This window comes from Stappia sediminis, assembly GCF_009826895.1.
GTDB lineage: Bacteria > Pseudomonadota > Alphaproteobacteria > Rhizobiales > Stappiaceae > Hongsoonwoonella > Hongsoonwoonella sediminis.
In genome coordinates, this window is the sequence record NZ_WUMV01000003.1 from 559,445 (window position 1) to 572,250 (window position 12,806).

Sequence of the window (12,806 nt, forward strand, 5' to 3'; positions counted from 1 at the left end):
TTAATGCCGGAAGTGGCGCATGCCGGTGAAGACCATGGCAAGGCCGGCTTCGTCGGCGGCCTTGATCACCTCGTCGTCACGCATGGAGCCGCCCGGCTGAATGACGGCGGTCGCGCCCGCTTCGGCTGCCGAAAGCAGGCCGTCGGCGAAGGGGAAAAAGGCATCGGAAGCGACAACGCAGCCCTTGGTCAGCGGCTCGCCAAACCCGGCTGCTTCCGCTGCGTCCTGCGCCTTGCGGGCGGCGATCCGCGCGCTGTCGACGCGGCTCATCTGGCCGGCCCCCACGCCGACGGTCGCGCCGTCCTTGGCGTAGACGATGGCGTTCGACTTCACATGCTTCGCCACCCGGAAGGCGAAGCGCAGATCGGCCATTTCCCGTTCGCTCGGCGCGCGCTTCGTCACGATCTTGAGGTCGAGATCGTCGACGACGCCATTGTCGCGCGACTGCACCAGCAGCCCGCCGGCAACGCTCTTCACCGCAAGGCCCGGCGCGCGAGGGTCGGCAAGGCCGCCGGTCACGAGCAGGCGCAGGTTCTTCTTGGCGGCGACGAGCTTCACGGCTTCGTCGGAAGCATCCGGCGCGATGATCACCTCGGTAAAGGTCTTGACGATTTCTTCCGCCGCTTCTGCGTCAAGCTTATCGTTCAGCGCGACGATGCCGCCAAATGCGGAGACAGGATCGCAAAGAAGCGCCTTGTGGTAGGCCTCGGTCAGGCTCGGCGCTTCCGCCACGCCGCAGGGGTTGGCGTGCTTGATGATCGCGACCGCCTTCGTGCGTGCCGGATCGAATTCGGACACGAGCTCGAATGCGGCATCCGTGTCGTTGATGTTGTTGTAGGAAAGCGTCTTGCCTTGCAGCTGGCGGGCGGTCGCCACGCCCGCGCGCTTTTCGCCCGTGACGTAGAAGCCGGCCGCTTGATGCGGGTTCTCGCCGTAGCGCATCACTTCGGCCAGTTTGCCGCCGATCGCACGGTAACCGGGCGCCTCGGCGCCGATTTCGGTGGCGAGCCAGTTGGAAACCGCCGCGTCATAGGCCGCCGTCCTGGCGAACGCCTTCTGCGCCAGCGTCTTGCGAAGGCTCAAGGGCACGCTGCCGTTGTTCGCCTCCAAAGCGCCGATGACGCTGGAATAGTCGGATGGGTCGCTCACCACCGTTACATAGGCGTGGTTCTTGGCGCCCGCGCGCGTCATCGCAGGGCCGCCGATGTCGATGTTCTCGACGCCGGTCGCATAATCCGCGCCCTTCGCCACCGTCTCCTCGAATGGGTAGAGATTGACGCACAAAAGGTCGATGCCGGTAATTCCGTGCTGCTTCATCGCGTCCGCGTGTTCGGCATCGTCTCGAATGGCGAGCAGGGCGCCGTGAACGCCCGGATGCAGCGTCTTCACGCGTCCGTCCATGATCTCGGGAAAGCCCGTCACCTCGGAAACGTCGAGAACGTCGAGCCCGGCTTCCTTCAAGGCCGCGCGGGTTCCGCCTGTCGACACCAGTTCAACTCCGCGGCTTGCAAGCGCCTTCGCGAAATCGACCAGCCCCGTCTTGTCGGAGACGGACAGAAGCGCGCGCTTGACGGCAACGAGTTCGGGAGCGGGGACGTGTTTCGACACCACGGCCATGGTCTTGAGCCTCACGAGTTTGCAAACGGGGAATGTTGCTGCGCCTGCTAACACGAACCGAACGAAACTGGAAGGCGGCAATGGGGTGGAGGGGCCGCTGCGGCAATTATTGGCCGGCAGCCGGCAATTTCAGAGGTTGAGTTCGGGAGCCGCACTCTCGCCGACGCGCTTTCTCACCGTTTTCGAGGTCGCGGTGCGGCGAAGCTGCCAGCGCGCTTCGGGTTCTTTCTTCGCCCGCCCGAAGAGCACGATCTGCTCCGTGCGGCGGTGGCTGTAGACGTCGGAAAGATAGATCGATTCCTCTATCGCCATTTCCGAATGCGGGGCGACGAATTCCCACGCCTCGCCGTCGGGACAGACGAGGAGGACGGCGGTGCCCGCGCGCGTGAGGCTCGCCTTCACCTGCGGGTGCAGGTGGAAGCGCACGGCGTATGCGTCCTCGTTGCCGAGCGTGCTTGTCGGCTTGAACCGGTCGATGCCGTCGATCACCGTACCATCGGCGGAGAGCGTGATGTCGCGCTCATGCACGATGCGGAAATGCTCCTGATAGCCGTTGTGGCTCGCGACGACGCGGGTGCCGGCATCGCTTTCCTCGCGGGCGACCGGCACGTTCGTCGGCCCGGAAATGATCGGCGCGCCCAGCCAGCGCCCGGAATAGCGCCCGCTCAGGAACCGTGCCGAAGAGGTGTCCTCGAAGACGGCGGTGGAATGCGCCGCCGTGGACCGGGCGACCGCGCTCCAGCGCCCGCGCGAGATGCCGGAAACGCCGCAATTGACGACGAGCCGGTTGCGGCGCGACGAGATTTCGACGGATAGACAGCCCGCGTGCGCGCGGTCGCTCACGGAAATCGGCGGCGGCTTGCCGGTTTCCATCAGCACGATGGTGTCGCCGCCGGTCAGCCGCTGGTAGCCCGAATGCGGGGCGTTGGAGGGGGCCGCGCCGCGCGCGTCGTCATAGGCGAGGATCGTGGCGAGCAGATCGGCGGCCGTGGAGCCGCAGCCGTTGAAATGCGCGAATGCTCCGTCGCCGTGCCGGAAGAAGCGGATCATCGGCATCATCCGGTCGATCCCGGTCATCACGTTCTGCGGTGCCGGCAGGCCCTGCATGCTGAGCGCCTGGCGCACGGGCAGCAGATCGACGAGGATTTCGATGAGCGCCGCCGGATTGCGCGAGATGTGCCCGCCGTCCGCGAGGACCTGGCGGGCAAGCTCCTGGTCTAGCCGGCGCAGGCTCTGGCGCACGAAGCGGTTCTGGCCGGCCATGCAAACGGTTGCCGCCGCAACGGCGATCGCCACGGTCAGGCGCGGCACGCCGTCATGCGTTTCGTTGATCGTCTTGCGCAGGTAGCGCACCTGCCGGGCCAGCGAGCGCAGGAAGCGGCGGTAGAAGTCCCGGTCGCAGCCTTCCAGGATCAGCGGAGATTGCGAAAGCCACGAGAGGATGCGCCGTGCGACGACCGGCTCTTCCCACCCGACGGCGTTCCAGCGCCCGCAGGTCTTGATCCAGTCGTCGACGAGCGCGCGGGCATTCTGCCGGGCGACATTGGTATTGGCGGCGCGCATGTGGCGCAGCCAGCCGAAGCCGTGCAGCGCGCGCGACCAGTCGTCGGACGGCGGCTCGATCTCGAAGGGGGAGCGGCCTCCGGTCTCGACAAGGTAGCCTGCGAAAAGGAAGCGCCCGGCGTAGATGTCGGCGGCATTGGCTGAATCGGCGGTGCGCAGGTCTTGCGGTGCGATAAGCAGGCGTGAGGGCGTCGGCGAGAATGGCTGCCAACGGAACATGGGCCCACCGTGGAGCCAGCGCAGGCCCGACTGCCATGCGGAATGGGCAAGCAGCCGCCACACGCGCGCCTGTTCGGAAACCGCTCCGAACGTCATGCCTTTCCTAAGCCCCCTCGACTGCGACATCGCGTCTGATGCCGACTCTTCTACGCTTTTGAAGCGCTTTAATATGTAAACATTAACGTTAGCAGGCGGTTACCAAAATTTCGGGAAATGCCTTGGCGTTATTTTGCGGTTTTTTCGATCCGCGAGGCGAAGAAGCCGTCGAGGCCGCCATGCTCGGGTGGGTCCATCGGCAGAAGCGATGGCAGGGTTCTGAGGTCGCCGTCAGGGGTGATCGCCCCCTCGATCCCGCCGATTTCCGCCGGTTTTACGGGGATGCGCCTTGCGTTCGGCGTGGCGGCGAGAAAGGCCTCGATCCGCTTTTCGCCCTCTTCCGGTTCCAGGGAGCAGGTGCAAAAGACCATGAGCCCGCCGGGTTTCAGCCAGGCGAAGGCGCGGGTCAGCAGATCTTCCTGGACGGCGGCGAGCATTTCGATGTCGAGCGGTGTTTTCGACCAGGCGACGTCCGGGTGGCGGCGAATCGTTCCCGTCGCCGAACACGGCGCGTCCAGCAGGATCGCGTCATAGGGATCGTCCGGCGTGAAGTAGCGCAGGTCCGTCGCGACGATCGCCGCTTTCAGGCCGAGGCGGGCGAGGTTGCGCTCAAGCCGCTTCAGCCTGCTTGCGGAAATGTCGATCGCGGTGACATCCGCACCCATGGCGGCAAGCTGTGCCGTCTTGCCCCCGGGGGCCGCGCAAAGGTCGCCGATGCGCTTGCCAGCGATATCGCCAAGCAGAAGGGCAGGAAGGCTTGCTGCGGCATCCTGCACCCACCATGCGCCATCGGAAAAGCCTTCCAGGTATTCGACCGGGCCGGAATGCTCGCTCAACCGCACAGTGGCCTTGCCGATCCGCGTACCGCCCAGCTTTTCCGCCCAGCCGTCGGCATCCTCCTTCACGGTGAGATCCAGGTTGGGCTCGAAAACATGCATGCCCGCGATCGCGGCTGCCGTCTCCTCGCCAAAGGCCGCGCGCCAGCGGTTGAAGAGCCATTCGGGTGCGGCCAGTTCCGGCTTGTCGAAGGAACCCAGGATTTCCGCCTTTTCCCGCGTCGCGCGGCGCAGAACGGCGTTCACCAGCCCCTTGTAGGGCAGGCAGCGGCGATCCTTTTCCGACATCGATACGGCAATGTCCACCGCAGCGTGGTCGGGCACATCCATGAACAGGATCTGAGCGAGGCCGACATGGAGAAGGTTTTCCACGACGCCTGACTTTTCCGGGATCGGGCGATCCAGAAGCGCGTCGAGTATAGCGGAGATCTGCCCGCGCCGGCGCAAGGCCGTGCCGAGGATCGCGCGAACGAGCGCCCGGTCGCGCGTATCGAGCGTCTTGAAGCCCGCATGCCCGTTCTGCGGGTCGACTTCCTGGTCGAGCGGGCGGCCCTTGCCGGTCACGCGGCCCAGAATGTCGCTTGCCGCCTTTCGCGCGACAAGGCCCGGCACCGTCGCGTTACCGGATTTGCCGTGCCCCTTGGGCGCAGCTTTTTTCCTGTCGGTCAATTCGCTCTCGATTCGTGCATTAAAAACACCGGAACCCAAAATTCCGGACCAGTGAGCTTATCACCGATCCGGCCAGCTTCCATCGGTGCATGCACGCTAATTGTCAATGCGGGAAACGAGACGCGCTCATAATCGTTCATCCCCAGGGGCCGCGACGGCGCGGCGGTTCGGACGGTCCGCCGCCCCATGGTCCGTGTTGGGGCCCCTGTTGAGGCCCGTGCCGGTTCGGGGTCGCGGCAAAGCTTTGCGTTTGCGAGAACGATGCGCCGCCGCCGCCGCCCGTTTCCCGGGCCAGTTCCTGAAGTGCCGCGATCCGGTTGTCCGTGTTGGGGTGCGTGGAGAAAAGATTGTCCATCCGTTCGCCCGAGAGCGGATTGATGATGAACATATGCGCAGTTGCCGGGTTGCGCTCCGCGTCGTCGTTGTGGATGTGCTTCACGCCGCCGGCGATCTTGCCGAGCGCGGAGGCAAGCCACATCGGCTGGCCGCAGATCGCCGCGCCCATGCGGTCGGCGGCGTATTCGCGGGTGCGCGAGATCGCCATCTGCACGAGCATGGCCGCAAGCGGGGCAACGATCGCCGCCGCCAGCACGCCGATGAAGCCGAACGGGTTGTTGTTGTCGCGCGACCCGCCGAAGAAGAAAGCGAAATTGGCGAGCATGGAGATCGCGCCCGCGATCGTCGCGGTGATGGTCATGATGAGCGTGTCGTGGTTCTTCACATGCGCAAGCTCATGCGCCATCACGCCGGCCACTTCCTCTCGGCTCAGCATGTCGAGAAGGCCGGTCGTCGCCGCCACGGCCGCGTTTTCCGGGTTTCGCCCCGTCGCGAAGGCGTTCGGCTGCGGGTTGTTGATGATGTAGACCTTCGGCATGGGCAGGCCGGCGTTGGCGGCAAGCTCGCGCACCAGGCCGTAGAATTCCGGCGCCTGGCGTTCGTCCACCTCCACCGCGTGGTGCATTTTCAGCACCATCTTGTCGGCGTTCCAGTAACTGAAGACGTTCATGCCGGCAGCGACGACGAACGCGATGACCATGCCCGACTGGCCGCCGATCATGAAGCCGATGCCCATGAAAAGCGCGGTCAGGGCCGCAAGGAGGAGCGCAGTGCGGAAATAGTTCATCGTCTGGAATCCGGGTGCGTTTGGCTATATCGATCCTATATGTTGGGAAGAAGCGATCGGCGCGCAAGGTTTCACCGGCGGGAATTCGTCGCGTGGCCTGGGATCGGCGGGAAAGAAATGAACGAGGACAAACAAAAACAATCCGAATCAGGTGCCGTTGCGGCATCAAAGCCGAACGGCGAAGCTCCGCGCAAGCGGTTCGAGGATCTCCCGCCCGCCGCTCAGCGCGCGCTGAAGGAGGCGGAAGCCCGGCGCAAGGAGATCGACAAACGGCACAACGCTATGAACGGCGAGGTCGGCGGCCGCGGCGGTCTTGACCCGGTCCGTTACGAAGACTGGGAAATCAAGGGGCTGGCGATCGATTTCTGAACAGACCCTGCGAGGCGAATTGGTTTTGCTTGGTTAATGGGAGATTTACCAAGCACCGTTAGCCTTGCACGCCAAGAAGTCTTGTTCAGCGTAAAGAGTCCCGGTCTTCGATGTCCGCCCAAACACCCGTTCAAGCCCCGTCTTCCGGCGCGCTGCCGTCGGCCAACCCCTTTCAGCGCCTTGCCGCGTTGGTCGAAGGGGTGGAGCCCGCAAGACCGCCCATCGTCATGACGATAGGCGAGCCGCGCCACGCCATACCCGATTTCGTCGGTCCGATCCTGCAGGAAAATCTTGCGGACTTCCGCCGCTATCCGCCAATCGACGGCACGCCGGAGTTTCGTGCCGCCGTGGCGGACTGGCTTGACCGGCGCTACGGGCTCGAAGGCGCCATCGACCGCAAATCGGGCGTCCTGCCGCTCAACGGCTCGCGCGAGGGGCTTTCGTTTTCGGCGATCGCCGCGCGCGACCAGCTCGGCAAATCGCACGAACGCCCGGCCGTTCTCTTCCCCAATCCCTTCTACCAGACCTATGCGGCGGCCGCGCATATCGCGGGCGCGGAGGCGGTGCTTCTCGATGCGACGCCGGAACACGGCTTCCTGCCTGATATCGATTCGCTCGACGAAAGCCTGCTTGAGCGCACGGTCGCCTTCATCTACGCCTCGCCCTCCAATCCGGAAGGGTCGGTCGCCTCGTTCGAGACCTACTGCAAGCTGATCGCCCTTGCCCGCAAGCATGACTTCTTCGTCTTCGCGGATGAGTGCTATTCGGAGATTTACCGTTCCTCTCCGCCGCCCGGCATTTTGCAGGCCGCGCATTCCATGGGCGAGGGTTTCTCGCGCGTCGTCTCGCTGAATTCGCTGTCGAAGCGTTCGAACCTTGCCGGCCTTCGCTGCGGTTTCGCTTCCGGCGATCCCGAGTTCCTCAGCCGTTGGGTGAAGTTTCGCGGCCTTGCAGCGCCGCAGGTGCCGATGCCCGCGCAGGCCGTTGCCGTGCGCGCCTTCGCCGACGAGGCGCACGTTGAGGAAAACCGCAGGCTCTACAACGAGAAGTTCGCGGTTGCGGAACAGCGTCTTGGCCCTGTTATGGGAAAGAAGGTGACGCCGGAGGCCGGCTTCTTCCTCTGGCTGGACGTGAAGCGCTGGGGCGGCGGCATCGAGGTCACGAAGGCTCTTTGGGCCGAAACCGGCGTCAAGGTTCTGCCGGGCGCCTATCTCGCGTCGGCACGCGGCGGTGAAAATCCGGGTGCGGACTTCATCCGCATCGCCCTTGTCGAGGACCGCGAGACGATCGACGACGGGCTTTCGAGAATAGCGGACTTTCTGGGAGGATCGGCATGAGGCGCACGACCGCCATGCGGCCTGGGCGAAACGTTCCGGTCGATCTGGAAGATACGGCGAGCCCGCTTCGCCGTTTCATGAAGCGGAACATGATCGGCGCGATCGGCCTTTCGCTGATCGCGCTTGCCGCGGCCCTTGCCGCAGCGCTCGCCACATGGACGGTCAGCGATCCGAGCCTCAATCACGCCACGGACGATCCCGTGCGAAATGCGCTGGGCGCGCCCGGCGCGGTGATTTCCGATCTTCTCATGCAGTCCGTCGGCCTTGCCACGGCGGTTTTCCTGCTGCCCGTGGTGCTGTGGGGCTGGCGGCTGATGACGGGCCGGGCGCATCGTATCGCGCGCCGGCGCATCGTCTCGTGGGTTGTCGGCACGCTGCTCGCCGCCGGCAGCCTCGCGGCGCTTCCCGTGCCGGACGGCTGGCCGCTGCCCACGGGCCTCGGCGGTTTCATGGGCGACTTCGTGCACAGGGTTCCGGCACTCGTCACCGATTCGCTTACGAGCGGCATGGCCACCATCGTCGGCGCGCTCGGCCTTGGCGTGCCCGCGCTGCTCCTGATGCTTCGCTCCGCCGGCTGGCTCGGCCATGATCCCGTGCGCGAGACGCGAACGCTCCCCGACCTCGGCACGCCCTATGACGAGGACGAGGATTACGACGAGGACGACGGCGGCAGGTTTTCCGCTTTCATGGGTGCCGTTACCCATTTCACGCTTCACGGTAAGGCGGTGCTCAGGCGCCTTGCCGGGCGCAAGGCGCGGCGCGAATATGCCCCGCTTGAGGATTGGGACGAGATGGAAGAGGACGGCGACGATGCCGTCCATCCCGATTTCGAAGATCATATGCCGCGCCGCTCCATGCGCGCGCGCCTGTCGGACTGGCTGCACCCGCGCGAGGACGATGGCCTCGACGAGCTTTACCCGCGCGACGAACGGAACCGCCGCCTGCCGCGCATGGCCTTGCCCGCCGAGGAGGATTTCGAGGACGAAGAAGGCTGGGACGAGCCGGACGAGGCCGACGAGCCTCAGCGTCTCATGCCGGTGGGGATCGCTTCGCCGGATAGCAGAACCCAGGCTCCCCAGCCGGGCGAGCAGGCAGGGCGCGTCGTGCCGCCCGCGCCGAAGCTCAAGCCCGGCAAGCGCATGGCGGCCGAAGCCCAGCCATCGCTTCTGGGCAATCCGGAAACCTACGAGCTTCCGCCGCTGAGGCTGCTTGCCGAACCGAAGGCGGGGTCGAAAGCCGCGGCCATCAGCCCCGATGCCCTGGAGCAGAACGCGCGCATTCTGGAAGGCGTGCTGGAGGATTTCGGCGTTCGCGGCGAGATCATGGAGGTCCGGCCCGGTCCGGTCGTGACCCTTTACGAGCTTGAACCCGCGCCGGGCATCAAGTCTTCGCGGGTCATCGGCCTTGCGGACGATATCGCCCGTTCCATGAGCGCGATATCCGCCCGCGTCGCCGTCATTCCGGGCAAGAACGCCATCGGTATCGAGCTCCCGAACCAGCGCCGCGAGACCGTTTATCTGCGCGAGCTGCTGGCCGCTCAGGATTTCGAGAAATCTCGGGCGAAGCTCGCGCTCGGCCTCGGCAAGACCATCAACGGCGAGCCGGTGATCGCCGATCTCGCCCGCATGCCGCATCTGCTCGTCGCCGGCACGACCGGTTCCGGTAAATCGGTGTCGATCAACACCATGATCCTGTCGCTGCTCTACCGGCTCGATCCGGACCAGTGCAAGCTCATCATGATCGACCCGAAGATGCTGGAGCTTTCCGTCTACGACGGCATTCCCCATCTCCTGACGCCCGTCGTGACCGACCCGAAGAAGGCGGTGGTCGCGCTCAAATGGACCGTCAGGGAGATGGAGGAGCGCTACAAGAAGATGTCGAAGATGGGCGTGCGCAACATCGACGGCTTCAACACCCGCGTCGCCCAGGCGCTGAAGAAGGGCGAGAAGTTCAGCCGCACGGTCCAGACCGGCTTCGACCGGGAGACGGGCGAGCCGATCTTCGAGGAGGAGGAACTGCCGCTCGAGCCGATGCCCTATATCGTCGTCATCGTCGACGAGATGGCCGACCTGATGATGGTCGCGGGCAAGGACATCGAGGGCGCAATCCAGCGCCTCGCGCAGATGGCGCGCGCCGCCGGCATCCACCTCATCATGGCGACGCAACGCCCGTCGGTGGACGTGATCACCGGCACGATCAAGGCGAATTTCCCGACACGCATCTCCTTCCAGGTGACGTCGAAGATCGACAGCCGCACGATCCTTGGCGAACAGGGCGCGGAGCAGCTTCTGGGGCAGGGCGACATGCTCTTCATGGCCGGCGGCGGGCGCATCCAGCGCGTCCACGGCCCATTCGTCTCGGATGACGAGGTGGAGCAGATCGTCGCCCACCTGAAAACGCAGGCGACGCCGCGCTATCTGGAAGCCGTCACGGAAGAGGACGAGCAGGGCGAAAGCGCCTTCGACGCGCTTGCCGGCGGCGGGGACGACGGCAACGACCTTTACGACAAGGCGGTCGCCATCGTGCTTCGCGACAAGAAAGCCTCCACCTCCTATATCCAGCGCAGGCTCTCGATCGGCTATAATCGGGCAGCCTCGATCATCGAGCGGATGGAGCAGGAAGGCGTGGTCGGTCCGGCCAATCATGCCGGAAAGCGCGAGATCCTTGTGCCGGGCGCCAGTGCGGAAGACTATTGACGCGAAGCCTTTGCGCTATCATCTCAGTGTGAGGGGTGCGGCGAGCGTGCCGCAACATCGCCACAGCCGGTCGATATCCGGCGGCAAACGCATTTCTCGGAGATTACGCAAATGACCACCGCACGCCGTTCAATCAAACGACTTCTCGGTGCAGCGCTCGTCTGCGGTGTGCTTTCCGGTACCGCGCTGGCGCCGCTGCCGGGCAAGGCGGCGGTGCAGCTGAGCGAGGAAAAGCAGCAAACGCTTGCCGAGATCAACAAGTACTTCAACTCCGTGAAGACCATGCACGGAGACTTCATCCAGTTTGGCCCGAACGGGGAGCGCGCGGAAGGCAAATTCTATCTCGCCCGTCCCGGCAAGATCCGCTTCTATTACAATCCGCCGGCGAAGATCGACATCATCTCCGACGGCAAGTCGGTTTCGGTGAAGGACCGCAAGCTCGCCACGCAGGACATCTGGCCGTTGAACGAAACGCCGCTGAGGTTCCTGCTCGCCGACAAGATCAACCTCACGAAGAACGCCCAGGTAACGCATGTGTCCGTGGAGCCGGACCTCGTCACTGTCGTCATCAACGACGATTCCACCTTCGGCTCGGGCAAGCTCACGCTGATCTTCGACGCGAAGTCGACGGAACTGAAGCAGTGGACGGTGACGGACGCGCAGGGCCTCGACACGTCGGTCGCGATCTACAACACCACGGTAAACGGCCCCACAAATCCGAAGCTTTTCGAGATCGATTATCTGGCCAACACCCGCCAGAACCTGGAAAGATAAGCGGGACCGCGCCCGATCAGCCGGGCCGAGGGACGAAAAAAGGCGCGGGGGATACCCGCGCCTTTTTCTTTGTTCGTGTTGTGCAGCTCGCTTATTCGCGGTTGCCGAAAAGCTGCAGCAGCATCAGGAACAGGTTGATGAAGTCGAGGTAGAGGCGCAGCGCGCCCATGACCGACTTCTTGGTCGCCACTTCGCCGCTGTCGCCGGCGTAGTACATTTCCTTGATCTGCTGCGTGTCATAGGCGGTAAGACCCGCGAAGACGAGCACGCCGATCACCGATACCGCGAATTGCAGCGCGGAAGACGCCAGGAACAGGTTCACCAGCGAAGCGATGATGATGCCGATCAGGCCCATGAACAGGAAGGAGCCCCAGCCGGAAAGATCCTTCTTCGTCGTATAGCCGTAAAGGCTCAGCCCGCCGAAGGCGGCCGCCGAGATGAAGAACACCCGCGCGATCGATCCGCCGGTGTAGACCAGGAAGATCGACGATAGCGATAGGCCCATGAGCGCGGCGTAGACCCAGAAGGTCGTCTGCGCGGTCGATGCGCTCATCGACTGGATCTTGAAACTCAGGAAGAACACCATCGCCAGCGGGGCGAGGATCACGACCCACTTCAGCGGGCTGAGATAAATCGCCTGGCCGAAGGAGGTCAGTCCCCCGGTCGCCTGGTCGATGGCGAAATAGACGGTGCCCATGGCGACGAGGCCGGTAATGGCAAGACCCAGCGTCATGTAATTGTAGACGCCGAGCATGTAGGAGCGCAGGCCCTCGTCAATGACGCCGGCCTCGGCGCGCGTGCCGGCCGTGGCATACCGAACGTTCTGGTTGCGGTCGAAGGTCGACATCGATTTCCTCTCTTTGTGAACTCTGGTAAGTGCCCGAAACGGGCCTCACGCCTGCGTTTTACACAGGTCGGATAAGATATGGCGTATTTCTGGCGCCTTACAAGACGCAAAAAACACTGCGGATCATTAACATTCGCTCATTATAGCCGGTTATCTACGCCAGCGTTAACGGTTCGAAGCATTCGCACCTCGCAACCCTCTTTCCTGCCGCTAATCCACTGAATTCAGGAGTTGAGAACGCGAGCTTGTCGCGATGCGTTCAAGGCCGTCGTTTATGTGAAGCCACTTCAGGCGGTGAGCCTCATGGGCGTGAAGTTGCGGCGGAAGGTCGTCCGCCTGATCGAGAACGCCGAGCGCAACGTAGACTTGGCCGGGCAAATATTCATAACGTCCCGCAAGCGGAGAACCGCAGGTCTCGCAAAACGTACGCGTTACTCCCGGATTAGCGCTTACGCTGCGACCTTCGTTCGGGATGAAGGTCACTGCCGTTTCGTCGAATGCTGCAAATGCCGCGACAGGTGCGCCCGTCGCCCGCCTGCAGTCGGTGCAGTGGCAATAGGCGATGGCCGTGGGCTTCTGCGTTGCGCGAATCTGTGTCGCACCGCAATAGCATCGCCCCGTGATCTCGGTTGCCGATTCGTTGGCCGGGTCCGTCATTTT

The 12,806-nt window shown here is 64.1% G+C and carries 10 protein-coding genes; 4 read left to right on the forward strand and 6 right to left on the reverse strand.

Translation table 11 applies throughout. From position 1 onward, the window contains the following. From purH to htpX, 4 genes are all read right to left on the reverse strand, one after another. A complete protein-coding gene (purH, locus tag GR183_RS09540; protein WP_160775365.1) occupies positions 1–1,617 on the reverse strand; it encodes a bifunctional phosphoribosylaminoimidazolecarboxamide formyltransferase/IMP cyclohydrolase in 1,617 nt (538 codons plus the stop codon). Between the two features lie 129 nt (positions 1,618–1,746). After that, positions 1,747–3,495, reverse strand: a complete 1,749-nt coding sequence (locus GR183_RS09545; protein ID WP_160775366.1) for a heparinase II/III family protein — start codon at positions 3,493–3,495, stop codon at positions 1,747–1,749. A 128-nt stretch (positions 3,496–3,623) separates the two neighbouring features. Continuing rightward, positions 3,624–5,000 (reverse strand): RsmB/NOP family class I SAM-dependent RNA methyltransferase, encoded by a 1,377-nt coding sequence (locus GR183_RS09550; protein WP_160775367.1) that lies wholly within the window; start codon positions 4,998–5,000, stop codon positions 3,624–3,626. A 136-nt stretch (positions 5,001–5,136) separates the two neighbouring features. Further along, positions 5,137–6,123 carry a zinc metalloprotease HtpX gene (htpX, locus tag GR183_RS09555; protein ID WP_160775368.1) on the reverse strand — a complete coding sequence of 329 codons (987 nt, stop codon included), beginning with the start codon at positions 6,121–6,123 and terminating at the stop codon, positions 5,137–5,139. Between the two features lie 117 nt (positions 6,124–6,240). Between htpX and GR183_RS09560 the strand changes: the two genes are divergently transcribed. The 4 genes from GR183_RS09560 (at position 6,241) to GR183_RS09575 (ending at position 11,299) form a co-directional block, all read left to right on the forward strand. Next, complete coding sequence (locus tag GR183_RS09560) at positions 6,241–6,492, forward strand: DUF1674 domain-containing protein (RefSeq protein WP_160775369.1); 252 nt, start codon at positions 6,241–6,243, stop codon at positions 6,490–6,492. A 110-nt stretch (positions 6,493–6,602) separates the two neighbouring features. Next, complete coding sequence (locus GR183_RS09565) at positions 6,603–7,829, forward strand: aminotransferase class I/II-fold pyridoxal phosphate-dependent enzyme (RefSeq protein ID WP_160775370.1); 1,227 nt, start codon at positions 6,603–6,605, stop codon at positions 7,827–7,829. After that, on the forward strand, positions 7,826–10,525 hold the full coding sequence (locus GR183_RS09570) for an FtsK/SpoIIIE family DNA translocase (RefSeq protein WP_160775371.1): 2,700 nt from the start codon (positions 7,826–7,828) through the stop codon (positions 10,523–10,525). The genes GR183_RS09565 and GR183_RS09570 overlap by 4 nt, the downstream gene beginning before the upstream one ends. A gap of 111 nt (positions 10,526–10,636) precedes the next feature. Then, the gene (locus GR183_RS09575; RefSeq protein ID WP_160775372.1) at positions 10,637–11,299 is read left to right on the forward strand and encodes a LolA family protein; all 663 of its coding nucleotides are present in this window, start codon (positions 10,637–10,639) and stop codon (positions 11,297–11,299) included. Positions 11,300–11,390: 91 nt separating this feature from the next. On the opposite strand, the gene GR183_RS09580 is transcribed toward GR183_RS09575, so the two are convergent. Together GR183_RS09580 and GR183_RS09585 are read right to left on the reverse strand one after the other, a co-directional pair. Then, on the reverse strand, positions 11,391–12,146 hold the full coding sequence (locus GR183_RS09580) for a Bax inhibitor-1/YccA family protein (protein ID WP_160775373.1): 756 nt from the start codon (positions 12,144–12,146) through the stop codon (positions 11,391–11,393). A gap of 210 nt (positions 12,147–12,356) precedes the next feature. After that, positions 12,357–12,803, reverse strand: coding sequence for a GFA family protein (locus GR183_RS09585; protein ID WP_160775374.1), 447 nt, complete (start codon positions 12,801–12,803; stop codon positions 12,357–12,359). Positions 12,804–12,806: the final 3 nt, after the last annotated feature.

Coding starts and splice junctions, on each gene's coding strand:
- GR183_RS09545 (WP_160775366.1), bottom strand. CDS start 3,495: ATGACGTTCGGAGCGGTTTCCGAACAGGCGCGCGTGTGGCGGCTGCTT.
- GR183_RS09585 (WP_160775374.1), bottom strand. CDS start 12,803: ATGACGGACCCGGCCAACGAATCGGCAACCGAGATCACGGGGCGATGC.
- GR183_RS09580 (WP_160775373.1), bottom strand. CDS start 12,146: ATGTCGACCTTCGACCGCAACCAGAACGTTCGGTATGCCACGGCCGGC.
- htpX (WP_160775368.1), bottom strand. CDS start 6,123: ATGAACTATTTCCGCACTGCGCTCCTCCTTGCGGCCCTGACCGCGCTT.
- purH (WP_160775365.1), bottom strand. CDS start 1,617: ATGGCCGTGGTGTCGAAACACGTCCCCGCTCCCGAACTCGTTGCCGTC.
- GR183_RS09565 (WP_160775370.1), top strand. CDS start 6,603: ATGTCCGCCCAAACACCCGTTCAAGCCCCGTCTTCCGGCGCGCTGCCG.
- GR183_RS09560 (WP_160775369.1), top strand. CDS start 6,241: ATGAACGAGGACAAACAAAAACAATCCGAATCAGGTGCCGTTGCGGCA.
- GR183_RS09570 (WP_160775371.1), top strand. CDS start 7,826: ATGAGGCGCACGACCGCCATGCGGCCTGGGCGAAACGTTCCGGTCGAT.
- GR183_RS09575 (WP_160775372.1), top strand. CDS start 10,637: ATGACCACCGCACGCCGTTCAATCAAACGACTTCTCGGTGCAGCGCTC.